The organism is Acidovorax sp. (genome assembly GCF_046294525.1).
Classification (GTDB): Bacteria; Pseudomonadota; Gammaproteobacteria; order Burkholderiales; family Burkholderiaceae_C; genus Acidovorax.
In genome coordinates this window covers 25,417-46,855 of sequence record NZ_JBKBKQ010000027.1, presented here as the reverse complement: position 1 = coordinate 46,855, position 21,439 = coordinate 25,417, and the positions used below count along the sequence as shown (strand labels likewise).

The following is a 21,439-nucleotide window of genomic DNA, read 5'->3' as shown; positions in this document are numbered from 1 at the left end:
TCATGCCACGCAACCAACAAATCGTTCTCGACAACCGCCCCCAAGGCGAAGCCGTGGCCAGCAACTTCAAGCTGGTGGCCACCGACACGCCCGCGCTCAAGGACGGCGAGGTGCTGGTGCGCCACCACTTTCTGAGCCTGGACCCCTATATGCGCGGCCGCATGAACGAGAGCAAGAGCTACGCCGCATCGCAGGCGCTGGGCGAAGTCATGATCGGCGGCACCGTGGGCGAGGTGGCCGAGAGCAAGCACCCCAAGTACGCCGTGGGCGACAAGGTGGTGGGCATGGGCGGCTGGCAGGAGTACAGCGTGGTCAATGCCGAGCAGCCCGGCGCGCTGCGCAAGGTCGATACCACCCATGTGCCGCTGTCGCACTACCTGGGCGCCGTGGGTATGCCTGGCGTGACCGCCTGGTACGGCCTGGTCAAGATCATTGCGCCCAAGGAAGGCGACACCGTGGTGGTAAGCGCCGCTACTGGCGCCGTGGGCAGCGCCTTTGCCGCTTTGGCCAAGGCCCGGGGCTGCCGTGCGGTGGGCATTGCCGGTGGCGCCGACAAGTGCAAGTACGCTGTGGAAGAACTGGGCTTTGACGCCTGCATCGACTACAAGGAACACAGCGACGTGAAGGCCATGTCCAAGGTCCTGAAGGAAGCCTGCCCCAACGGCATCGATGGCTACTTCGAAAACGTGGGCGGCTGGATCATGGACGCCGTGATGCTGCGCATGAACGCCTTCAGCCGCATTGCCCTGTGCGGGATGATCGCTGGCTACGACGGCGCGCCGCTGCCCATGGCCAACCCCGCGCTCATGCTCATCAACCGCATGAAGGTCGAAGGTTTCATTGTGAGCGAGCACATGGAAGTCTGGCCTGAGGCGCTCAAGGAACTGGGCACGCTGGTTGGCACCGGCAAACTGCGCCCGCGCGAAACCATTGCCCACGGCATTGCCGCTGCGCCCGAGGCCTTCCTGGGCCTGCTCAAGGGCAAGAACTTTGGCAAGCAACTGGTCAAGCTGATCTGATGATGCTGAAGTGGACCTGGGCCCGCTTCGATGACCTGGGCGTGCACGCGCTGCATGACGCCCTGGCCCTTCGCTGCAAGGTGTTCATTCTGGAGCAGGGGCCCTACCAAGACCCGGACGCTGCCGACAAAAAGTCTTACCACCTGCTGGGTTACGACGAAGCCGGCGTGGCACAGGCTTGCCTGCGTGTGGTGGACCCGGGCGTGAACTACCCCGAGCCCTCCATCGGCCGAGTGGTCACTGCCAAGGAAGCGCGCGGCAACGGCACGGGCAGGGCGCTTATGGCCGAGGGCATCGCTCGCTGCAGCCAGGCTTGGCCGGGGCGGGGCATCCGCATCAGCGCGCAGGCCCATCTGCAGGGCTTCTACGGCAGCCTGGGTTTTGAGGCCGTGTCCGATGAGTACCTGGAAGACGATATCCCCCACATCGAAATGCTGAGACGGGGTGACAGCCCCACCGCCTGAGGAGCCGCCATGACCGCTGCCACCCTTGCTGCCACCCATGAGGTGTTCAACCAGAGCACGCCCTGGGCCGATGTGAACCTGTTCACCAACAACCAGCCCTTGCAGGACGCGCTGCGCCTGCATGCCCCCGGCCTGCCGCTGGCGGGCCTCGCGGCGCTGGGCGCGGAGATGGGATCGGCCGAAATGCAGACCCATGCTCGGCTCGCCAACACCTACAAGCCCCAACTGCGCACCCACGACCGCTTCGGCCACCGCACCGATGTGGTGGAGTTTCACCCCAGCTACCACGCCCTCATCGGCGCCGCGCTGCGCCACGGCCTGCATGCCACGCCATGGTCGCGCCAGGACACGGGCCACGCGCATACCGAGCGGGCCGCAGGCTTCATGCTGTTCACCGAAGCCGAACCCTCGGTGCTGTGCCCTGTGTCGATGAGCTACGCCGTGACCCCGGCATTGCGCGGCAATTCAGCGGTATGGGCGGATTGGAGCAAGGGGTTGTCGAGCACGCAGTACGACCCGCGCCTGGCGCTGTTCTCGCAAAAATCCGCGCTCACCATGGGCATGGGCATGACCGAGAAGCAGGGCGGATCGGACGTGCGCGCCAACACCACCCAGGCCGTGCCGGATGGCGAGGATGCCTGGGGCGCGCGCTACCGCATCACGGGGCACAAGTGGTTCTTTTCCGCGCCCATGTGCGATGCGTTCCTGATCCTGGCGCAGGCGCCCGGCGGGCTCACCTGCTTTTTCCTGCCGCGTGTGCTGCCGGACGACACCGTGAACGCCATCCGCATCCAGCGCCTGAAAGACAAGCTGGGCAACCACGCCAACGCCAGCTCCGAGGTCGAGTTCATTGACGCGATGGCCTGGCGCGTGGGCGAGGAGGGCCGGGGCGTGGCGCAGATCCTGGAAATGGGCACCATGACGCGCCTGGACTGCGCCCTGGGCACCAGCGGCCTGATGCGACAGGCGCTCAGCATTGCGCTGCACCACACGCGCCAGCGCTCGGCCTTTGGCAAGAAGCTCATCGACCAGCCACTCATGCGCAACGTGCTCGCCGATCTGGCGCTGGAAAGTGAAGCGGCTACCGCTCTCTCCATAAGGCTTGCGAGCGCCTTTGACCACAAAGACAAGAGCGAGCACGAGGCCATCATGGCCCGCCTGCTCACACCCGTGGCCAAGTTCTGGGTGTGCAAGCGCGGCAGCGTGTTTGCGCAGGAGGCCATGGAATGCCTGGGCGGCAACGGCTATGTGGAAGAGGGCGGCGAAGGCGTGATGGCCCGCATCTACCGCGAGATGCCGCTCAACTCCATCTGGGAAGGCGCGGGAAACATCATGGCGCTGGATTTGATGCGCGCCGTGCGCCGCGCCGACACCGCTGCCGCTTTGGACGCCGAACTGGCACCCGCACGCGGCGCCCATCCGGCGCTGGACCGTCTGGCCGGCGCGTTGCCCCTGCGCGTGGACGCCATGACCACCGAGGCCGAGGCCCGGCGCCTCGCGCAGGATGTGGCGCTGGCCGTGCAGGCGGCCCTGCTGCTGCGCAGTGCGCCCGGTGCCGTTTTCCGCGCGTTTTGCGACTCGCGCCTCTCCGGCGACTGGGGCTACAGCTTTGGCACGCTGGGCGCGGGTGTCAACCTGGACGCCATCCTGGCCCGTGCGCTCCTGGCCTGATTCACCCTACAGAATTTTGCGGAGAACCCCATGTCTCACCTCATCCTGCACCACTACCCCTCGTCGCCGTTCTCCGAAAAGATCCGCGCGGTGCTCGGCTTCAAGCAGCTGGCCTGGAAGTCCGTGATCATCCCCAGCGTCATGCCCAAGCCCGATGTGGTGGCGCTCACGGGGGGTTACCGCAAGACGCCGTTCTTGCAGATCGGTGCCGACATCTATTGCGACTCGGCCCTCATCTGCGACGTGCTGGAGCACGAACAGCCCGAGCCCGTGCTCTACCCGCCGCACCTCAAGGGCGTGGCGCGCGTGTTTGCGCAGTGGGCCGACACCACGCTGTTCTGGGCTGCCATGGCCTACAACTTGCAGCCCAAGGGCGCTGCCGTGCTGTTTGCCAATTTGCCACCGGCCGTCGCGCAAGTGTTTGGCGAAGACCGCCGCGAGATGAGTGCCGGCATGCAGCGCCTGCGCCCTGCTGACGCGACGGCTGCCTACCGCTCGTACCTGCGCCGCATTGCGCACATGGCCGAGGAGCACGAATTTCTGTTCGGTGCGGAGCCCTGCCTGGCCGACTTCGCTGCCTACCACCCGCTGTGGTTCACCCGCCAGTGCGTGCCGGTGATGATGGACATCTTCACCAACACGCCCGCTGTGCTGGAGTGGATGGACCGCATCGCAGCACTGGGCCATGGCCGCATGGAGAAGTTCAGCGCGGAGGATGCGATCACCGTGGCAGCAGGCATGGAGCCCCTGCCTTTGACGGACGATGTGTTTCAGGACGAGCACGGCATCCCGCTGGGCACGCGCGTCACCATTGCCGCCGAGAGTTTTGGCACGGAGCCTACGGAAGGCGAGCTGATTGCCGCCACCCGCACCCGCTACACCCTGCGCCGCACCGACCCGCGCGCGGGCACGGTGCATGTGCATTTCCCCCGCATTGGGTATGTATTAAGGGCATCCCCCTGAGCGGCTGTGCCGCTTCCCCCTTCTCTCGAAATGCTGACGCATTTCTGGAAGGGGGACGACACCCTCGCACGCAAGCGAGGCGCCGCATACGTGGCTCGGCGGCCCTCGCTCGGCGTCCCTGGTCTGGGCCCTCCAGCTTTCACCGACGCTGTAAATATCAACGACTTGAAGGAGACAAAACCATGATCGACAACTTTGCCGGCAAAACCGCCGTCCTCACCGGCGCAGGCTCGGGCTTTGGCCTGGAATGCGCGCGCATTGGCGCACGCCTGGGCATGAACCTGGTGCTGGTGGATGTGCAGCAGGATGCGCTTGACGCCGCCACCGCCGAGATGCAGGCTGCAGGCGCCCAGGTGCTGTCGCGCAAGGTAGACGTGTCGAACGCTGCCCAGATGGAGCAGCTGGCCGCCGACGTGCAGCAGCGGTTTGGCGCGCCGCACATGGTCTTCAACAACGCGGGCGTGGGCGCGGGCGGCCTGGTGTGGGAGAACTCGGTCAAGGACTGGGAATGGGTGCTGGGCGTGAACCTGTGGGGCGTGGTGCATGGCGTGCGCCTGTTCACGCCCATGATGCTGGCAGCCGCCAAGGCCGACCCGGCCTGGCGCGGCCACATCATCAACACGGCCAGCATGGCGGGGCTGCTCAATGCGCCCAACATGGGCATCTACAACGTGAGTAAGCATGCGGTGGTGGCCCTGTCGGAGACGCTGTACCAGGACCTGTCGCTCGTCACCGACCAGATCGGCGCCAGTGTGCTGTGCCCCTTCTTCGTACCCACCGGCATCCACCAGAGCCACCGCAACCGCCCGCAGGACATGCCTGCCGACAAGCCCACCAAGAGCCAGCTCATCGGCCAGGCCATGAGCGACAAGGCCGTGACCAGCGGCAAGATCACCGCAGCCGAGGTGGCGCAAAAGGTGTTCGACGCAGCGGCACAGGGGCAGTTCTACATCTACAGCCACCCCAAGGCCCTGGCCTCGGTGCAGACGCGCATGGAGGACGTGATGATGGGCCGCAACCCCACCGACCCATTTGCCGGCAAACCCGAGGTGGGCGCACAGCTGCGCGCCGCGCTGCGTGCGGATTGATGTGCAGAGTCGGATTATTGATCAAAATGGGGTTTAGCGCTTTCCTAACAAGCGCTGGCAGCTATTAAAAGCATAGTAAATGCTGATCCCGCCAACCCCGTCCCTGGCTGAGCCGGCTTCCAACTCTGGGCACGGCCATGCGCTGTTCGACACCGCGCTGGGTGCCTGCGGCATTGCCTGGGGGCCGGCCGGCATTGTGGCGGTGCAGTTGCCTGAGCAAAGCGCGGAAGCCACGCGCGCCCGCCTGCTGCGCAAGCTGCCGCAGTGCCATGCGGCCGCCACGCCGCCGCAAGCCGTGCGCGATGCCATCACCGGCATCCAGGCCCTGCTGGCTGGCGAGCCGCGCGACCTGCGCGAGGTGCGGCTTGACATGGAAGGCCTGCCGCCCTTGCACCAGCAGGTCTACGCCGTCGCCCGCGCCATTGCGCCCGGCAGCACGCTCACCTATGGCGACGTTGCCCGGCAACTGGGAAACCCGGGCCTGGCCCGCGCCGTGGGCCAGGCACTGGGCGCGAACCCTTTCGCCCCCGTGGTGCCCTGCCACCGGGTGCTGGCGGCCGGGGGGCAACCCGGCGGCTTCTCGGCCAGCGGCGGGGCCGCCACCAAGCTGCGCATGCTGGCCATTGAGGGCGCGTGCCCGGGCGGGACCTTGCCCCTGTTTGATTGATGCATGTCCGGGGGCTGGAGGGGCACACGCTCTCAGGCGCCAGCCCGCTTACGCGGATGCCATAGCGGGCCCGCAGTGCCGCCAATGGCGTGTGCAGGTGATCGGCCGGGGTGTCCCAGGGCCAGCGCGCGGTCTGCTGGCTGCAGCGCCCGCAGACGCGTGGTGCGGACCACAGCGCCGGGACCAGTTTGCGCAGCACGTCGGCGGGGCGCAGCTGGCGGTAGATCTGCCGCGATTCGTGCAACGCATAGCCCTTGAGCACCGCCAGCCCTGCAGTGGTTCCGCAGATGCTGGCCAGCTTGACGGCTGCCTCGCTGGCCAGGCCGATGTTGCAGCCATAGACCACGTGCACACGGTCGTGGGCCTCAAAGAACGCCTGCGCCGCAGGCGACAGGTCGCGACCCTGGGGCAGTCCGGGGTGCGCGGCAAAGTATTCGTCCAGCCCCTGCCGCAGCGTCTGCGATGAGTGCTGGTACTGGTAGTGCAGCAAGGGCCGGTGGGGCATGTGGGCAGCGACTGGCAAGCGGCGGTGCATCGGTGCGCAGGTGATGCGGGGTGGCCCATTCTTCGCCACACAGGCGCGTGGTGCAAGATCGTCGGGCGCGATAGCCGACGGCTGCGATCCGCAGAAACCCTTCCAAGGCGCATTGATGGAGCCTGCAGTGCTACATTCATCAGAGCGCCTGCCCTCCCGGCCCGCCGCCTTCCCGCTGCTGCACAGGAATCTGCCCATGACACCGGAACGCCAGCGACTCATCCGCCTCCTGTTCGACGAGTACATCGAGATGTACGCCACGCGCGACGCGCGGCTACTCACCCGTTTCAGCGACAACTTCAGCGGCTTTGCTGGCAGCAGTGACCAGCTCGTCAAAACCCGCAGCGAATGGTTGAACATCACGCAGCAGGACTTTGCCCAGGTGCCCGGCCGCATCGGCATCGAGCTTGTGGATTTTTTTGCGCAGGACTGGGGTGACGACGTGCTGGCCGCCACCGCCTTCTTCCACATCCGCCTTCCGCTGGAAGACGCGCTGCTGGCCCGCGAGACAGCGCGGCTGGTGGTGGTGTTCTACCGCGAAGGGGACGACTGGAAGGTGGTGCACAGCAGCACCTCCATACCTTTTGGCGTGGTGCGCGAAGGCGAGGTCTACCCCATGGAGCAGTTGCAGGCGCAGAACCGCGAGCTGCAGGCGTTGGTGGAGGAACGCACGCAAGCCCTTGCCGACGCGAACCAGCGGCTGCAGTGGATCAGCAACACCGACGGGTTGACCGGCATAGCCAACCGGCGCCACTTTGACCAGACACTGGCGCACGAATGGGCGCGGGCCCAGCGTGCGGGGGCACCGTTGTCGCTGATCCTGCTGGACGTGGATGTGTTCAAGCACTTCAACGACCACTACGGGCACCTGGCGGGCGACAAGTGCCTGCAGGCCCTGGCGCTGACGCTGGCGCAGACCGGTGCGCGGCGCGACGGAGACTTGGCGGCGCGGTTTGGCGGCGAGGAGTTTGTGGTGCTGCTGCCAGGCGCCGACATGGCCGCTGCGGGTGAGGTGGCGTTGCACATCCAGCAGGCGATCCAGCAGCTGGCGCTGCCGCACGAGGGCGCACCGCACGGCATCGTCACCGTGAGCTTTGGGGTGGCCAGCGTGGTGCCGCAGCGCGACGACACGCCCGACACACTGGTGCGCCGCGCCGACCGTGCCATGTACCGCGCCAAGCAGGCCGGGCGCAACCGTATCGAACTGGATGGCGGCGCGCGCGAGCCCCCGTCCGCAGACCAGGAGGGTGGGTGATGGGGCTTCAATGCCGCCCTCTGGCTGCGTAGTGCGCAAGCTGAGCGAACGCTTTAGCGTGCCATGGCCGGTGCTGCCACAACACCCTGCGCGGTACTGCGCCACTCCAGTGGAACCAGGTCCCACAGCGGCGTGGGGTCGCGTTGCCAGCGGGGCAGAGTCGCCGGGGCGGCGGCGGGGCCTGTCGTGGCAGCCAGCTCGGCAGTGGCGAGCTGCTGCATCCATGCCACGTCGATCTGCCCGCCGGGTGCAGCGCGCGAGAAAATGAGCTGCAGCATGCGCCGCGCGGTGGCATCGCCCGCGCTTGCGGCAATCTGGTACAGGCGCACCGCCTCGCTGTAATTGGCGGGCACGCCATCGCCGCGGTGGTAGCTCTGGGCCTGCAGCAGCCAGTCGTGCGCGGTGTGCCGTGCGGGGCCCGCAGCCGCCGCGGTGCTGGCCTGCAGGCGCTGGCCCAGTAACTGCGCGTTGGCCCGTGCGGCGTCAGACCGTGGCGCGGCCGCGTTGAACTGCGCCAGCGCTTCGTGCAGGCGTCCGGCGGCCAGCAGCTCCAGCCCCAGCTCGTTCAATGCCTGGGCATTGCCGGACTGTGCAGCGGCGCGCAGCAGCGTGCGCGCATCGGTGGCGGCCGAAAGCGCATGCGCAGGCCCCGCAGCGTGGGGCACAACCACCGGGGCGGGTCCGGGCGGCGCGCCAAGCGCGCCCAGCGGGGCCAGCTGCTGCTCCACCAGCCATTCCAGAAACTGCGCACGCCCCGGGTCTGCGCGCCGCAGCGGCTCAAGCCAGGGGCGTGCCAGCACGGGGTTGGGCTGCCCGGTGCCGCAGCCCTGCAGCGCGCACCATGCCAGTCCGGCAGGCGCCAGGCTGTGGCCCAGGGCTTGCGCGCGCTCAAACCAGTGCTGGGCCTGGGGCGCATCCGGGGGCATGCCCAGGCCGTGCAGCGCCAGCAGGCCCAGCAGCCATGCGGCATCGCGCTGTGCGGGTGTTTTCATGAGCGGGGCAGGTGTGCGGCCGGGGGTTGGCACTGCAGACGCTGCGGCGCGCAGGGCCTCCACCCGCGCGCGCTGGGCAGCGTCGGCAGGCGCGGGTGCCAGCAGTGCAGGAGGCGCGGCGGGCATTGGCGGAGCCACCGGCTCGGCACCTGCCGCAGCCTGTGCCTGTACCCCAGCCAGCACGCTGCCGCAAACCAGACCGGCGCAGCACCCGCACAGTGCCAGGGCGTAGGCACGGGGGACTCCCTTCATGGCTTCTTGGCCGGGGCCGCCGGTGCCGCAGGAGAGGGCGCTGCGCGGCGGGGCACGACCTGCCAGTAGATGGCGTTGCCGGTGTAGCCCTGGGTGCCCAGCGCAGCGGCAAATGCCTCGTTGACCTTCTCCAGCGAGCGGTAGCCTGCAATGGGCTTGAGCGGCGGGCCCTGCAGCGCCGTGGGCAGGCGCGGCATGCTGTCGGCATCGGCGGCAAAGCACGCGACCCCCTCGGTGCCGGGGCTGGCCGCATCCATGATGAAGCCGGGGTTGGGGCTCATCCAGTCTGGTATGCGCACAGCCTGGTGGGCCGACACCCAGCCCGAGGTATTGGCCTGGTTGGGCAGCAGCCGGATGACGGTGCCCGTGGCATCGGCCAGATAGCACTGCAGGTACGACGCGCGCGACACCGTGGCCGACAGGAACACCTGCTCGCCCACTTCAAACGCGGTGCGGTCCAGCAGCACGTTTTCGATCTGCAGGTCGATGGTGCGCTCGGGCGCGGCGGAGCCATAGGCCGGCGGTGTGCCGAGCGGCACAAAGGCTGCGGGCATGGGCGCCGCCACGTTGGCAGCGGCGGCCACCGGTTCGGCACTGGTGGTGGCCCAGCCTACGCGCGCCAGCGTGCCATCACTGGTCAGTTCGACAAAGTGCCGCAGTGCGCGTTCGTAGGTGACGAAGTCCACGGTGCCCGTCACCACCATGCCCTGGTCTGCCTGAAAGCGCGCCAGCGCGGCACGGAACGCGGGGCTGGGATCGGCGGGGGTGCTGCCGGGTACAGCGTCGTCTGCGGCGCCGAGATACCCGCGGCTGACCAGCGAGCGCCGCACCAGTTGCTGGTGCACAGCCGGCGTGCCTTCGTCATACCAGTCGCGCAGCTGGCGCTGGAAGTCGGGGTGGTTCTGCTCCAGCGTCAGGCACTGCCAATAGGGAACACGGGCCCACTTGCCCATCAGCTCGATGGTGGCGAGCTCCACCAGCGTGCGCACGGCGCCACCCGTGCCCTGGGTGTAGTCGCGCCCCACGTTGAACTGCACGCCATAGCTGCCGATGCGGCCGGCAAGGTCCCACCCCTCGCCGCCGTTGCCCACGATGACCTCGTTGGCCGAGTCCAGGCCGGGGATCAGGGTGCGTGTGCGAAAGTCGCCCAGGTGCATCTCCAGCCCGATGATGGTGGCGTTGCGGCTGCGGCTATAGCCGGTCTCGATGCGGGGGCCGGACAGGCCTGTGTCAAACCGGCGGCTGATCACGTTCTGGTCCACGAACGCGATGGCGCCTGACAGGTACAGCGCCGGCCGCTGCAGCTGCATCTGGTTGTTGTTGAGCAGGATGGTGGTGAGGTTCTGCACCGTGTCCTGGCGGGCAATGTCCACCTCGTAGTCCACGTAGCGGAAGGCATTGCTCAGCCGCGACATCTGTGAGATGGCGGTGATGACCATCTCCTTGGTGGCGACGGCCACGCGGTTGGAGTAGTCCGGGATCTGCTTGCTCGTGACCAGCGTGGTGGGCAAGCGGGCATCGCGCAGCAGGTGGTCCATGCACATCAGCGAATCGGAAAAGCTGGATATGGACCGCGTGGGGCGCACCACGGGCCGGCTGCTGACCGGTGCACGCTCCTGGAATTCCGCATCCCGTCGGGCGTCCATGGGCAGCGCGCAGCCACTGAGCAGCGCCACGGAGCAAGCCACCCACGCCATCCACAGTACCCACGGACGGCCAGGGCGCCGCGGCGCGCGCCGCGCGCTGGACGACAAGGGCAAAGGCGAGTGGGGCATGGCGCGTCAGCGGCAGACGTTGACCAGATCGCCACGCAGCACCACCACCTGGGGCGACGCGTTGGGTCCGTACCGGTTGAACTGGCTGGAGCTGCCCGACAGCGTGTTGCTTCCGACCTCCTGCACGCAGGTCTTCTGCAGGCCCTGTGCCTGGGCGGTGGTGACCACGTCGTTGTCGGTCAGGATGCCTTCGGTGTCGGCCGAATAGGCCTTGGCCTCGTAGCGGGCCACTCGTGCGCGCAGCCATGCGGGCATGTCCACCGGCGGCGTCAGCCCGCCCGAGGCAGGCGCGGCGCCCGTGGGCAGCATCTGCACGGTGAGCGGGCGGCTCAGCACCACCGGGTCTTCACCCGGCGCCTGGGCTTGCGCCAGGTTGCTGGCCAGCAGCAGTGCGCAGACGGTGGCACCGCGCCATGTGGCGCCGTTGTGGCGCCTGCCCGCGCAGGCTGTTGGGAGGGGGGGAGTGTTCATGGCAAGGTCTCCGTGGAGGGGCGCCGCAGCGAGAAGCCCAGGGGCCGCGGGTTGCGCCTGCCTGGAAGATCAGCCCGCTATGCCGGATTACCGCAGTACCGGATCACCGGAGCAGCAGCACGGCGCGGCCCCCGGAGTGCAGTGCGCTATGGGCTCAGTGGCCACCGTAGCCGCCGGAGCGGGTGGGCTGGCAGGTGAAGCAGGCGTTGTTGGACGCGATGTTCTGCACCGCCTTGCTGTTGCTGCCGCTGGATAGGTTGGCCACGTTGGAGCCAGCCAGAACCGTCAGCTGCACGGAGTTGCCCGACACCGAGACCTCGCCCACGTTGGTGGAGAGGTTCTGGCTGGCGTAGGCGTCGCTGCCGCTGGCCGTGTTGGTCAGGCTGCCGCCCACGCCCACCACGGTCTGCAGCGACGTGCCGCCGATGGTCACGTTGCCGGTGTTGGTAGCCAGGTTCTGGAAGGCCTCGCTCTTCTGGCCGGTGGAGTTGTTGTTGAGGCTCATCGATGTGAGCGAGGCGGCTTGTACCGAGGTGCCGGTGATCTTGATGTCCGGGCTGGAGGCCACGGGTCCGGTGGCAAACGCGGTGGAGGCCAGGGCTGCAAGGGCGATGAATGCGAGCTTTTTCATGACATTTCCTTCGATGGTGACGTCGAACACAAGGCCCCGCAGCGGTGGCCGCAGGGCGGGCTTGGGACAGCGGTGGTGGCGGGGCTGTGGGGCTGTTGCTTTCCTGCCGCTGTCTGAAAGGCAGTGTCTGCGGCCAGGGCTGGCCGACCAATGCGCTGTAGACGCTACCGAGTTCGCGCGACCTTTTGACTACTGCAATCGCCGCGCCACGCTTGCCACACGCGGGGGTGTGCAGTGCCGTATGGGCAGGGATAACAGAACACTTCAGGTAGTTTCTTTATGTAACTAATGAAAAAAGGCGGTGCACGCGGTGCCGGCGGGTTTGTGCGTGCAACAGAACGGCGATTTTTTTGATGATTTTTGTAACGCAAGCGCGTAGTGTTCCGTCTGCTCCGGTGCGCGGCAGGCAGATTTCAGGCCGCAGACGCCGGTGCCGCAAGGCCGGGCGAGGGGCGGCCGGGTCAGCACAGCTGATTGGATTCACGGGGAGTTTTGTATCTTGAGCAACACCGTTCTGGCTTCTCCCGGCGCTGCGGCGCTGGCGCCTTCCGCACCATCGGCGGGGCAGTTTTCCACCATCGACAACCCCCCATCGGTGTGGCCGGACTTCATGGTGGGGCAGCGCGGGCGTCCCGTTCGCGTGCTGCTGGTGGACGACGACGCGCATCTGCGCCACGTCATCGCCCAGGAGTTGATGGCCGACGCCCGCACCCTGCTGGTGGCCCAGGCCGGGAGTGTGCGCGAGGGGCGCCGGGCCATCCGCCTGCACGAGTTTGACGTGCTGCTGGTAGACCTGCACCTGGGCGACGGCGTGGGGTTTGAGCTGCTGGCCGACCTCAAGCGCCTTCGACCCGGCGCGCAGGCTGTGATGATCTCGGTCGTCGAGAACGACGACCAGGTGCTGCGCGCGTTCGAACAGGGGGCGGTTGGTTACGTGTGCAAGAACTCCTGGTTTGGCAACTACACCCAGGCGGTGCTCCAGGTGGCTAACGGCGGCGCGGCCATCACCCCGCACCTGGCGCGGCGGCTGCTGCAGCGCTTTGACCGCCCGCATGCCGGCGAGGCCAAGCGCCGCCAGCCCGACGAGGTTGAGCGACTGTCCGCGCGAGAGAAGGAAATCCTGCGTATGGTGGCCACCGGCTACACCAGCGCCGAGATCGGCGCGCGCCTGCTCATCAGCGGCATGACGGTCAACACCCACATCCGCAACATCTACCGCAAGCTGCAGGTGCGCACCCGCGCGCAGGCCGTGCGGTTCGCGTCGCTGCGGGGGCTGTTCTAGCCCCGCCCAACCTGCGGAAGGCGGGCAGTACTGCATCGCCTACCAAGCCAGTAAATCGCCATGTTCGTAAGCCGCCCACCCCGCGTGGCCCTGGCCTGTGTCGGCCTGTGGCTGGCGCAACTGCTGCTTACGGTGGTGGTGTACCGGCTGGAATGGGTGAAAGACCATGAGGTGCTGGACCGCTGGTGGGCGGCATTGCTGGCCACCTCGCTGCTTCTGGGCCTGGTGCTGGTCACGCAGCTACCCCGGGCGCTGCGCTGGCGGCCCCGGCGCAGCCCGCGTGTGCACCCAGCGCTGCTGGCCGAGCGCCAGCGCATCGCACGCGACCTGCACGACCGGGTGGGCTCGCAGTTGCTCAACGCGGTGGCGCTGCTGGATGCGCGCGCGCCCCAGCCCCATGCCGCGCGCGAGGTGCTGGCGCTCAGCCTGCTGGACCTTCGGCTCATCGTCGACGCCATGGCCGCCGACGGCGAGCCGTTGCCCCATCGGCTGGCGCGCCTGCGCCATCGCCTGCAGCCCGTGCTGGACCAGCGCGGCATCCGCATGGTGTGGGATGTGCCAGATGGCGCACCGGATGGCGCACCGGATGGCGCACCGGATGGCGCACTTCATGGCACAGAAGACGGCGGGCTGGTGGACGGGTTGCCGGGCGTCTTGCCCCCTGCCGGTCGGGTGGCTGCCGAGATCACCGCCATCGCCCAGGAAGCGCTAAGCAATGTGCTGCAGCACGCGCAGCAGGCCAACGAAGTGCGCGTGTCCCTGCAATACCTTGCGCACACCGGCTGCTGGTGCCTGCGCGTTCAGGACAACGGGCAGGGCGTGGCGACCGCGCGCGGCGACGGCCCCGCCGGGCAGGGCCTGCGCAGCATGGCGCAGCGGGCGCACGCGCTGGGCGGCAGCCTGCGAGCGGAGACGCCACCCGGCGGGGGTCTGCTGCTGCGGCTAGAGATACCGGCCCACGCTGAATCGCTGCTGTAGACACGGCTGGTGTTGTTGCTGAGGGAATCTGCGGGTTTACCCTGAACTGTTGCACCAAATTGGTGACAATGCGCGGCTATGCATTTCTCCCGCTTTCTCAAGATGGCCCTGGTCCTGGGCCTGCTGTCGGCCATCGGCCCGTTCGCCATCGACATGTATTTGCCTGCGCTGCCTGACATCGGCGCCAGCCTGGGCGCCTCGGTGGGGGCCGTGCAGTGGAGTCTGACGGCGTTCTTCCTGGCACTGGGGGCTGGCCAGCTGTTCTACGGCCCGGTGTCGGACATGGTCGGACGCAAGCCGCCGCTGTACTTCGGGCTGGGGCTGTTCACGGTGACCAGCGTGGGCTGCGCCTTGGCTACCAGCATCGAGATGCTGGTGGCGCTGCGGTTTCTGCAGGGCCTGGGCGCCGCGGCAGGCATGGCGATCCCGCGCGCCGTGGTGCGCGACCTGCACACAGGCACCGACGCAGCGCGCCTCATGTCGCTGCTGATCCTGGTCTTCAGCGTGTCGCCCATCCTGGCTCCGCTGGTGGGCAGCGGGGTGATTGCGGTGTCGGGCTGGCGAGGCGTGTTCTGGGTGGTGGCGGTGGCCGCTGTCGCCGGGCTGGCGCTGGTGTGGGGCAGCCTCAAGGAAACCCGCGACGCCGCCGAGCGCGTGGAAAGCAGCCTGGGAGGCGCTTTGTGCGCCTATGCGCTCTTGCTGCGCGACTGGCACTACCTGGGCCTGGTCTTCATCGGTGGATGTGCCATGGCGGGCTTTTTTGTGTATCTGGCGGGCTCGCCGTTCGTGCTCATCAACCATTACGGCCTTACGCCTGCGCAGTACAGCATGGCGTTTGGCGTCAACGCGGCGGCGTTCATCGGCGCATCGCAGTTCACCGCCATGCTGGGCGAGCGCTTTGGCATGGTGCGGGTGGTGAAGGCCGCGGCCACGGCGTCGGGCGCGGTGATGGCGTCGTTGCTGCTGTACTACCTGCTGGGCGGTGACGATCTGGCGGTGCTGATCGGTTTGTACTTTGTGGCGAGCGCGCTCATGGGGCTAGTGATTCCGACCACCTCCGTCCTTGCGCTGGAAAAGCACGGCGCCATTGCCGGCACCGCCTCGGCGCTGCTCGGCACCCTGCAGATGCTGACGGGCGCGCTGGCCATGGGGGTAGTGGGCCTGTTTGCCACCGGCGAGCCGCTGCCCATGGTGGTGGGCATGGCCACAGGCGCGCTGCTGGGCGTTGCACTCACCTGGGTGACGTTGGGCGGGCGGAGCGGCGCACTGGCACACACCTGAGCTGAGCATCGTTGTTCTGCTCATAAATAGATAGCTGCTAGCGCTTTACCAGTAAGCGCTAGAGGCCAATTTTGCGTAAATTCTGCAGGTGAGCGCCGAATCTGCGGGTCAAAGCCCCTGGGCTGCGACCTCTTCGGCCAGCGCACGCACCGTCAGCGGCGCGCAGCCCTCAGCATGATTGCTGATGGTGACGAACGCGTTCTGTCCGCGCCGCGTGATGCCGGCGATGACAGCGGCCAGCTCAGCACGTGTCGGCAGGTCGGGGTGGTGCAGGCGGTCGTACGGCTGGTAGAGCCGTTCGGCGTCTTCGTACCCGTACGGGCCGTGCACGGGGTTCAGGTTCCAGCGGCACACCAGCGGGCCGGGCCACAGCGCGCGCAGCACCGGCAGCTGCTGCTGCAGTGGCGGCATCTTGGCGTGCAGACCCAGGCAGTAGGTGGCGCCACATTCACGCAGCACGGCGGCAAACTCGGGTGTCAGCCATTCGGGGTCGCGCACCTCCACGGCAATCACGCCGTCTGGCGCGGCCGGTGCCAGCGCCGGCAGGGCGCGCAGCATGGCGCGCAGCCTCTCCAGCAGCAGCGGCATGTGGTTCAGCTGGGCCAACGGCAGCGGGCTGAGCTGAAACACCAGCGCACCCAGCTTGTGTGCCAGGCCCTGCAAGGCAGGCTCCACACACTCGCTGAGCGCCAGTTCAGGGCTCAAAAACGCGGGGTTGGGCTCGCGCCCCCGGCCATCTTCGCTGCGCACCAGCGCGTCCGTCACCACGCTGGGCGCCTTCACCACAAAGCGGAAGTCGTCCGGCACCTGCGCGGCATACCGCTCGAACTGGCTTGCCGTGAGCGGCCGGTAGAAGCTCCGGTCAATGCTCACCGTGCGCAGCAGCGGGTGCTGGGCATACACCGCAAGACCGTTCTTGGACAACTGTGTGTCTGAATGCTCGCCCTCCCACACCAGGCCTTGCCAGCCTGGGTAGGTCCAGCTGGATGTGCCCAGGCGCAGCGTGGGCGGCAGGCTGCGAGCCAGGGCATGCACAGCTTCGTCCTGCGGCTGGGGGCAAACGCCGGCGGCCTTGCGGCGGCGCGGCGCGGGCGTGCTGGCCACTGTGTTTGCGCAGGGCGCCACTGCCGTATCCGCCGTGGGCTGAACGGCGCGCACTGCGGACGCCGTGGCGGACGCGTCCTCGCTGGGTGCGCCAAACAGGTCGTCCTGGATGCCCATGCCGTCTAATGCGTCAGGCCCCGGGTGCGGCGGAGGGCGCCGGCGCCGAGGCCTGCTCAATCACGTCGGCCGCTTCCTCGTTCAGGGCCTTGGCCTCGCGCTGGGGCTGGGTGAGTGGGGTGGGAACCCACTTCTTGCCCTGGAAGAACTGGCGTGCGCCGTCCTTGTCGCCCGCCAGTTCCAGCTGCAGGCGCTCGGCGTCGCGGGCGCGGATGCGCTCGGCCACCTCGGCCACTTCGTCGGGGTCCACGCCCAGGGTTTCGAGCGCCTGCATGCCAAAGCCCATGGCCGACTCGAAGGTCTCGCGCATCTGGTAGTCCACGCCCAGGCGCAGTAGTTCGATGGCGTGCTGCCGGTCAAACGCGCGGGCCAGCACAGGGATGAGCGGGCATTCGTGCTTGAGCAGCTCCACGATGTGTGTGGTTGTCTTGGGATCGTTGGTGCACACAAGGATGGACTTGGCATGGTGCGCGCCGCTGGCGTGCAGCACGTCCAGGCGGGTGCCGTCACCGTAATACACCTTGAAGCCGAACTTTGCGGCTGCGCGGATCATGTCGGTGTCGTTCTCAATGATGGCGATGTCCACGCCCCGGGCCAGCAGCAACTGGCTGGCGATCTGTGCGAAGCGGCCGAAGCCGATGATGAGCACCGTGCCCTTGAGGCCGTTGGCCGCTTCGACACCATCCATGCTCTGCGTGGGCTCGGGCGGCATCAGCCAGCGCAACGACAACACGGCCAGCGGGGTGAGTGCCATCGACAGGATGACCGCTGCGGTCAGCACCGCGTTCACGCGTGCCTCAATGATCCCCGTAGCGGCCGCAGCCGAATACAGCACAAACGCAAACTCTCCTCCCTGGGCCATCAGCATGGTGCGCTGCAGTGCCTCGCCGTGCCCGGCCTTGGCAAACCGCGCCACGGCGTAGACGCCCACGCCCTTGACGACCATGCACACCACCACGCCGCCCAGCAGCAGGGGCCAGTTCTGGAGCACCAGCGGCACATCCAGCGCCATGCCCACACCCATGAAGAACAGGCCCAGCAGGATGCCGCGGAAGGGCTCCACGTCGGCCTCCAGCTGGTGGCGGAAGGTGGACTCCGACAGCATCACCCCGGCGGCAAACGCACCCATCGCCATCGACAACCCGCCCCACTGCATGGCCAGCGCCGAGCCCAGCACCACCAGCAAGGCGGCTGCCGTCATTACCTCACGGGCGCGCGCCAGCGCGAGCAGGTTGAACAAGGGGTTGAGCAGCCACCGGCTCACGGCCACCAGCCCGGCCACGGCGGCCAGGGCCACGCCCACGGTCACCCAGCGCGACACCGACTGGTCTGGAGCGGCAGGCGATAGAAACGCCACGATGGCCAGGAGCGGCACGATGGCCAGGTCTTCGAGCAGCAGGATGGACACGATGCGCTGGCCGCGCGGGGTGGACGTGTCGCCGCTTTCGTCCAGAAGCTGCATCACAATGGCCGTGGACGACAGCACAAAGCCCGACGCGGCGATGAAGGACACGGCCGCCGACAGGCCTGCCAGCACGCCCGTGGCGGTGAGCAAGGCAATGCACACCAGCACCTGCGCCAGCCCCAGGCCAAAAATCTGCCGCCGCAGGTTCCACAGGCGCGATGGCTGCATCTCCAAGCCGATCACGAAAAGGAACATCACCACGACCAGCTCGGCCACGTGCAGGATGGTCTGAGCCTCGCTGAAAAAGCCCATGCCGAAAGGACCGATAGCCAAGCCCGCCGCCAGATAGCCCAGCACGGAGCCCAGGCCCAGCCGCTTGAACAACGGGACTGCGATGACGCCGGCGGCCAGCAGCACAACCACTTTGACGAGTTCGGTGCCAGATTCAGCAGCCATAGGGACTCCGGGGGAAAAAGCAGAAAGACAGAGGAAATAATGCGCGCAAGAATTCAGCGCCGATGGTAGCCGCTGGCTGGCGCCGCCGCCGGCAACCGCGGCCGTTTCCTTGACGCTTCAGGAGCCCGCGAACAGCCCGCCTTCGTTCAGCAGCTCGTAGGTGATCTCGGGGCGCTGGTCCATGCCCTTCTTGATGGCGGCGGGGATGGCCTGGCGCGTCTTGCGGCAAAGGCCGCGCTGCTCGTGGACCAGGATGGTGATGCCGCGCAGGGTCCGCACCTCGTTGGGGCTGGGGGCGATGGTGAGTTCGATGCCCAACTGCTGGGCCATGCGGTCCTGCATGCGGCGCAGGTCGGCCAGGCTGGTGATGTTTTCGAGCCGGTGCAGCAGCTTTTTCTCTTCGGCCTGCGTCAGCTGTAGCACGCGCATGTCGCCGTCGCCGGCCGCCAGCAGGCTGTCCCGGTCGCACACGCAGGCGCCGGGCGGGCACTCGGTGCGGATGGGGAAGGGCAGGGCGTTCATGGCGAAGGCATTCTAGAAGGGTGAGGGCGCGCGCGGGAGGGTAGGCCGTACCGGCGGAGCCTGAAGTGCCTGTGGCAAACTCGCGCGCTTCGCGTTTTGTTTGAGTCTCAAGAGTTCGCCACCCATGCAGCAGATCGTTCGGCAGTTGGCCGCAGAAATCAAAGTCAGTGAACAACAGGTGCGCGCAGCGGTGGAGCTGCTGGACGGCGGTGCCACGGTGCCCTTCATCGCCCGCTATCGCAAGGAAGTGACGGGCGGGCTGGACGACATCCAGCTGCGGGAGCTGGAGGCGCGCCTGTCGTACCTCCGCGAGCTGGAAGACCGCCGCGTGGCCGTGCTCAAGGCCATTGACGAGCAGGGCAAGTTGACCGACGCATTGCGCGCCGCCATTGCGGCCGCGCCCACCAAACAAGAGCTGGAAGACATCTACCTGCCCTTCAAGCAAAAGCGCCGCACCAAGGGCCAGATTGCGCGCGAATTTGGCATCGAGCCGCTGGCCGACAAGCTGTTTGCGGACCCCACACTGGACCCCGCCGTCGAAGCGGCGGCGTTCACCAAGCCGCCCGAAGTGCTGGACGACGGCAAGCCCGGTGCCGATTTCTCCACCGTGCCCGCTGTGCTCGACGGCGTACGCGACATCCTCAGCGAGCGCTGGGCCGAAGACCCGGCGCTGGTGCAGAACCTGCGCGAGTGGCTATGGGCCGAAGGCCTGCTGCGCAGCAAGAAGGTGGATAGCAAGAACGAGAATGACCCGGAGGTCTCCAAGTTCCGCGACTACTTTGACTACGACGAGCCGATCGGCCGCGTACCCTCGCACCGCGCACTGGCGGTGTTCCGTGGGCGCGGACTGGAAATTCTGGAGGCCAAGCTGGTATTGCCGGTGGAGCCCGAACCCGGCAAGCCCAGCATCGCAGAAGGCAAGATCGCTCTGCACCTGGGCTGGAGCCACCAGGGCCGCAAGGCGGACGACTTGATCCGCAAGTGCGTGGCCTGGACCTGGCGCGTGAAGCTCAGCCTCTCCACCGAGCGCGACTTGTTTGCCCGCCTGCGCGACGAGGCCGAGAAGGTGGCGATCAAGGTGTTTGCCGACAACTTGCGGGACCTGTTGCTGGCTGCACCGGCCGGCCCGCGCGTGGTGATGGGGCTGGACCCCGGCATCCGCACCGGCGTGAAGGTGGCCGTGGTGGACGCCACGGGCAAGCTGGTGGAGACTGCCACCGTGTATCCGCACGAGCCCAAGCGCGACTGGGATGGCTCGCTGTTCACCCTGGCCAAGCTGGTGGAAAAACATGGCGTGAACCTGATTGCGATTGGCAACGGCACGGCCAGCCGCGAGACGGACAAGCTGGCGGCTGACCTGATCAAGATGGCGGCCAAGGCGGACCGCAGCATCGAGAAAGTGGTGGTGAGCGAGGCGGGCGCCTCGGTGTACTCCGCCAGCGAATACGCATCGCAAGAGATGCCCGATGTGGACGTGAGCCTGCGAGGGGCCGCCTCCATCGCGCGCCGCCTGCAGGACCCGCTGGCCGAGTTGGTGAAGATCGACCCCAAGAGCATTGGCGTGGGCCAGTACCAGCACGACGTGAACCAGAGCGAGCTGGCGCGCACCTTGGGCACGGTGGTGGAAGACTGCGTGAACTCGGTGGGTGTGGATCTGAACACGGCCAGCGTGCCATTGCTCAGCCGCGTGTCGGGCTTGTCGGCCAGTGTGGCCAAGGCAGTGGTGCGCTGGCGCGAGGCCAATGGTGCGTTCAAGAGCCGCAAGCAGCTGATGGACGTGGCGGGCCTGGGCGCCAAGACGTTTGAGCAGAGCGCGGGCTTCTTGCGCATTCGCGGCGGTGAGAACCCGCTCGACATGACGGGTGTGCACCCCGAAACCTACCCCGTGGTCGAGCAGATCATGGAAAAGACGGGCAAGCCGGTGGCCGAGATCATGGGCCGCGCCGACATGCTCAAGACCCTGAAGCCCGAGCTGTTCGCCAACGAGAAGTTTGGCGTCATCACCGTCAAGGACATCCTGGCTGAGCTGGAAAAGCCCGGCCGGGACCCGCGCCCCGACTTCAAGGTGGCGCGCTTCAACGACGGCGTGGAGGACATCAAGGACCTCAAGGAAGGCATGATCCTGGAGGGCACCGTGAGCAACGTGGCCCAGTTCGGCGCCTTCGTCGACCTGGGTGTGCACCAGGACGGCCTGGTGCATGTGAGCCAACTGGCGCACAAGTTCGTGAACGACGCCCGCGAGGTGGTCAAGACCGGCGACATCGTCAAGGTCAAGGTCATGGAAGTGGATGTGGAGCGCAAGCGCATCGGCCTCTCGATGAAGCTTGACGCTGCACCGCGCCAGCAAGGAGAGCGCGGCGACCGCGGCCCGCGCGACAACCGCTTCGAAGGCGCAGGCCGAGGCTACGCCCAGCCTCCACGCCGCGGCCCCGAGCCTGCACAGCCATCGGCCATGGCCTCGGCATTTGCCAAGCTGCAACAGGGCAAGGGCCGGTGACGGCAGGTGCCGGA

Annotated in this window: 18 protein-coding genes; 11 read left to right on the top strand and 7 right to left on the bottom strand. The window is 67.5% G+C overall.

Annotated elements, in window-relative coordinates; all coding sequences use genetic code 11:
- Positions 1-2: 2 nt before the first annotated feature.
- From ACK4HJ_RS19425 to ACK4HJ_RS19395, 7 genes are all read left to right on the top strand, one after another.
- Positions 3-1,019: an NADP-dependent oxidoreductase gene (locus ACK4HJ_RS19425; RefSeq protein ID WP_409834603.1), complete on the top strand. Its 1,017-nt coding sequence runs from the start codon at positions 3-5 to the stop codon at positions 1,017-1,019.
- Positions 1,019-1,483, top strand: a complete 465-nt coding sequence (locus tag ACK4HJ_RS19420) for a GNAT family N-acetyltransferase (RefSeq protein ID WP_409834602.1) — start codon at positions 1,019-1,021, stop codon at positions 1,481-1,483. The genes ACK4HJ_RS19425 and ACK4HJ_RS19420 overlap by 1 nt, the downstream gene beginning before the upstream one ends.
- 9 nt (positions 1,484-1,492) lie before the next feature.
- Positions 1,493-3,154, top strand: coding sequence for an isovaleryl-CoA dehydrogenase (locus tag ACK4HJ_RS19415; protein ID WP_409834601.1), 1,662 nt, complete (start codon positions 1,493-1,495; stop codon positions 3,152-3,154).
- A gap of 30 nt (positions 3,155-3,184) precedes the next feature.
- Positions 3,185-4,117, top strand: coding sequence for a glutathione S-transferase family protein (locus ACK4HJ_RS19410; RefSeq protein ID WP_409834599.1), 933 nt, complete (start codon positions 3,185-3,187; stop codon positions 4,115-4,117).
- Between the two features lie 182 nt (positions 4,118-4,299).
- Positions 4,300-5,205: an SDR family oxidoreductase gene (locus ACK4HJ_RS19405; RefSeq protein WP_409834597.1), complete on the top strand. Its 906-nt coding sequence runs from the start codon at positions 4,300-4,302 to the stop codon at positions 5,203-5,205.
- A 79-nt stretch (positions 5,206-5,284) separates the two neighbouring features.
- A complete protein-coding gene (locus ACK4HJ_RS19400) occupies positions 5,285-5,872 on the top strand; it encodes a methylated-DNA--[protein]-cysteine S-methyltransferase (protein ID WP_409834595.1) in 588 nt (195 codons plus the stop codon).
- Between the two features lie 731 nt (positions 5,873-6,603).
- Positions 6,604-7,662 (top strand): diguanylate cyclase domain-containing protein, encoded by a 1,059-nt coding sequence (locus ACK4HJ_RS19395; protein ID WP_409834593.1) that lies wholly within the window; start codon positions 6,604-6,606, stop codon positions 7,660-7,662.
- A gap of 53 nt (positions 7,663-7,715) precedes the next feature.
- On the opposite strand, the gene ACK4HJ_RS19390 is transcribed toward ACK4HJ_RS19395, so the two are convergent.
- The 4 genes from ACK4HJ_RS19390 to ACK4HJ_RS19375 all read right to left on the bottom strand — a co-directional run bounded on the left by ACK4HJ_RS19390 (position 7,716) and on the right by ACK4HJ_RS19375 (position 11,783).
- Positions 7,716-8,906 (bottom strand): hypothetical protein, encoded by a 1,191-nt coding sequence (locus ACK4HJ_RS19390; protein ID WP_409834591.1) that lies wholly within the window; start codon positions 8,904-8,906, stop codon positions 7,716-7,718.
- Complete coding sequence (locus tag ACK4HJ_RS19385) at positions 8,903-10,603, bottom strand: DUF4384 domain-containing protein (RefSeq protein WP_409834625.1); 1,701 nt, start codon at positions 10,601-10,603, stop codon at positions 8,903-8,905. Before ACK4HJ_RS19385 ends, ACK4HJ_RS19390 begins: the two co-directional genes overlap by 4 nt.
- Positions 10,604-10,687: 84 nt before the next feature.
- Positions 10,688-11,152 carry a hypothetical protein gene (locus tag ACK4HJ_RS19380; protein WP_409834589.1) on the bottom strand — a complete coding sequence of 155 codons (465 nt, stop codon included), beginning with the start codon at positions 11,150-11,152 and terminating at the stop codon, positions 10,688-10,690.
- A 154-nt stretch (positions 11,153-11,306) separates the two neighbouring features.
- Positions 11,307-11,783, bottom strand: coding sequence for a hypothetical protein (locus ACK4HJ_RS19375; protein ID WP_409834587.1), 477 nt, complete (start codon positions 11,781-11,783; stop codon positions 11,307-11,309).
- Between the two features lie 496 nt (positions 11,784-12,279).
- On the opposite strand from ACK4HJ_RS19375, the gene ACK4HJ_RS19370 reads away from it, so the two are divergent.
- From ACK4HJ_RS19370 to ACK4HJ_RS19360, 3 genes are all read left to right on the top strand, one after another.
- Positions 12,280-13,065: a LuxR C-terminal-related transcriptional regulator gene (locus ACK4HJ_RS19370; RefSeq protein ID WP_409834624.1), complete on the top strand. Its 786-nt coding sequence runs from the start codon at positions 12,280-12,282 to the stop codon at positions 13,063-13,065.
- A gap of 60 nt (positions 13,066-13,125) precedes the next feature.
- Entirely contained in the window at positions 13,126-14,043 is a 918-nt protein-coding gene (locus tag ACK4HJ_RS19365; protein ID WP_409834585.1) for a sensor histidine kinase, read from the top strand.
- A gap of 78 nt (positions 14,044-14,121) precedes the next feature.
- On the top strand, positions 14,122-15,324 hold the full coding sequence (locus ACK4HJ_RS19360; RefSeq protein ID WP_409834583.1) for a multidrug effflux MFS transporter: 1,203 nt from the start codon (positions 14,122-14,124) through the stop codon (positions 15,322-15,324).
- A gap of 108 nt (positions 15,325-15,432) precedes the next feature.
- On the opposite strand, the gene ACK4HJ_RS19355 is transcribed toward ACK4HJ_RS19360, so the two are convergent.
- The 3 genes from ACK4HJ_RS19355 to ACK4HJ_RS19345 form a co-directional block, all read right to left on the bottom strand.
- Positions 15,433-16,545: a DUF72 domain-containing protein gene (locus ACK4HJ_RS19355; protein ID WP_409834581.1), complete on the bottom strand. Its 1,113-nt coding sequence runs from the start codon at positions 16,543-16,545 to the stop codon at positions 15,433-15,435.
- Between the two features lie 13 nt (positions 16,546-16,558).
- On the bottom strand, positions 16,559-18,406 hold the full coding sequence (locus tag ACK4HJ_RS19350) for a monovalent cation:proton antiporter-2 (CPA2) family protein (RefSeq protein ID WP_409834579.1): 1,848 nt from the start codon (positions 18,404-18,406) through the stop codon (positions 16,559-16,561).
- 117 nt (positions 18,407-18,523) lie between these two features.
- Entirely contained in the window at positions 18,524-18,928 is a 405-nt protein-coding gene (locus tag ACK4HJ_RS19345) for a hypothetical protein (RefSeq protein WP_409834576.1), read from the bottom strand.
- A gap of 124 nt (positions 18,929-19,052) precedes the next feature.
- Between ACK4HJ_RS19345 and ACK4HJ_RS19340 the strand changes: the two genes are divergently transcribed.
- Positions 19,053-21,425 carry a Tex family protein gene (locus tag ACK4HJ_RS19340; RefSeq protein WP_409834574.1) on the top strand — a complete coding sequence of 791 codons (2,373 nt, stop codon included), beginning with the start codon at positions 19,053-19,055 and terminating at the stop codon, positions 21,423-21,425.
- Positions 21,426-21,439 lie beyond the last annotated feature (14 nt).

Bases quoted from the DNA above. Each gene is read 5' to 3' on its own strand.
- ACK4HJ_RS19425 (WP_409834603.1), top strand. From the start codon at position 3: ATGCCACGCAACCAACAAATCGTTCTCGACAACCGCCCCCAAGGCGAA.
- ACK4HJ_RS19420 (WP_409834602.1), top strand. From the start codon at position 1,019: ATGATGCTGAAGTGGACCTGGGCCCGCTTCGATGACCTGGGCGTGCAC.
- ACK4HJ_RS19415 (WP_409834601.1), top strand. From the start codon at position 1,493: ATGACCGCTGCCACCCTTGCTGCCACCCATGAGGTGTTCAACCAGAGC.
- ACK4HJ_RS19410 (WP_409834599.1), top strand. From the start codon at position 3,185: ATGTCTCACCTCATCCTGCACCACTACCCCTCGTCGCCGTTCTCCGAA.
- ACK4HJ_RS19405 (WP_409834597.1), top strand. From the start codon at position 4,300: ATGATCGACAACTTTGCCGGCAAAACCGCCGTCCTCACCGGCGCAGGC.
- ACK4HJ_RS19400 (WP_409834595.1), top strand. From the start codon at position 5,285: ATGCTGATCCCGCCAACCCCGTCCCTGGCTGAGCCGGCTTCCAACTCT.
- ACK4HJ_RS19395 (WP_409834593.1), top strand. From the start codon at position 6,604: ATGACACCGGAACGCCAGCGACTCATCCGCCTCCTGTTCGACGAGTAC.
- ACK4HJ_RS19390 (WP_409834591.1), bottom strand. From the start codon at position 8,906: ATGAAGGGAGTCCCCCGTGCCTACGCCCTGGCACTGTGCGGGTGCTGC.
- ACK4HJ_RS19385 (WP_409834625.1), bottom strand. From the start codon at position 10,603: ATGGCGTGGGTGGCTTGCTCCGTGGCGCTGCTCAGTGGCTGCGCGCTG.
- ACK4HJ_RS19380 (WP_409834589.1), bottom strand. From the start codon at position 11,152: ATGAACACTCCCCCCCTCCCAACAGCCTGCGCGGGCAGGCGCCACAAC.
- ACK4HJ_RS19375 (WP_409834587.1), bottom strand. From the start codon at position 11,783: ATGAAAAAGCTCGCATTCATCGCCCTTGCAGCCCTGGCCTCCACCGCG.
- ACK4HJ_RS19365 (WP_409834585.1), top strand. From the start codon at position 13,126: ATGTTCGTAAGCCGCCCACCCCGCGTGGCCCTGGCCTGTGTCGGCCTG.
- ACK4HJ_RS19360 (WP_409834583.1), top strand. From the start codon at position 14,122: ATGCATTTCTCCCGCTTTCTCAAGATGGCCCTGGTCCTGGGCCTGCTG.
- ACK4HJ_RS19355 (WP_409834581.1), bottom strand. From the start codon at position 16,545: ATGGGCATCCAGGACGACCTGTTTGGCGCACCCAGCGAGGACGCGTCC.
- ACK4HJ_RS19350 (WP_409834579.1), bottom strand. From the start codon at position 18,406: ATGGCTGCTGAATCTGGCACCGAACTCGTCAAAGTGGTTGTGCTGCTG.
- ACK4HJ_RS19345 (WP_409834576.1), bottom strand. From the start codon at position 18,928: ATGAACGCCCTGCCCTTCCCCATCCGCACCGAGTGCCCGCCCGGCGCC.
- ACK4HJ_RS19340 (WP_409834574.1), top strand. From the start codon at position 19,053: ATGCAGCAGATCGTTCGGCAGTTGGCCGCAGAAATCAAAGTCAGTGAA.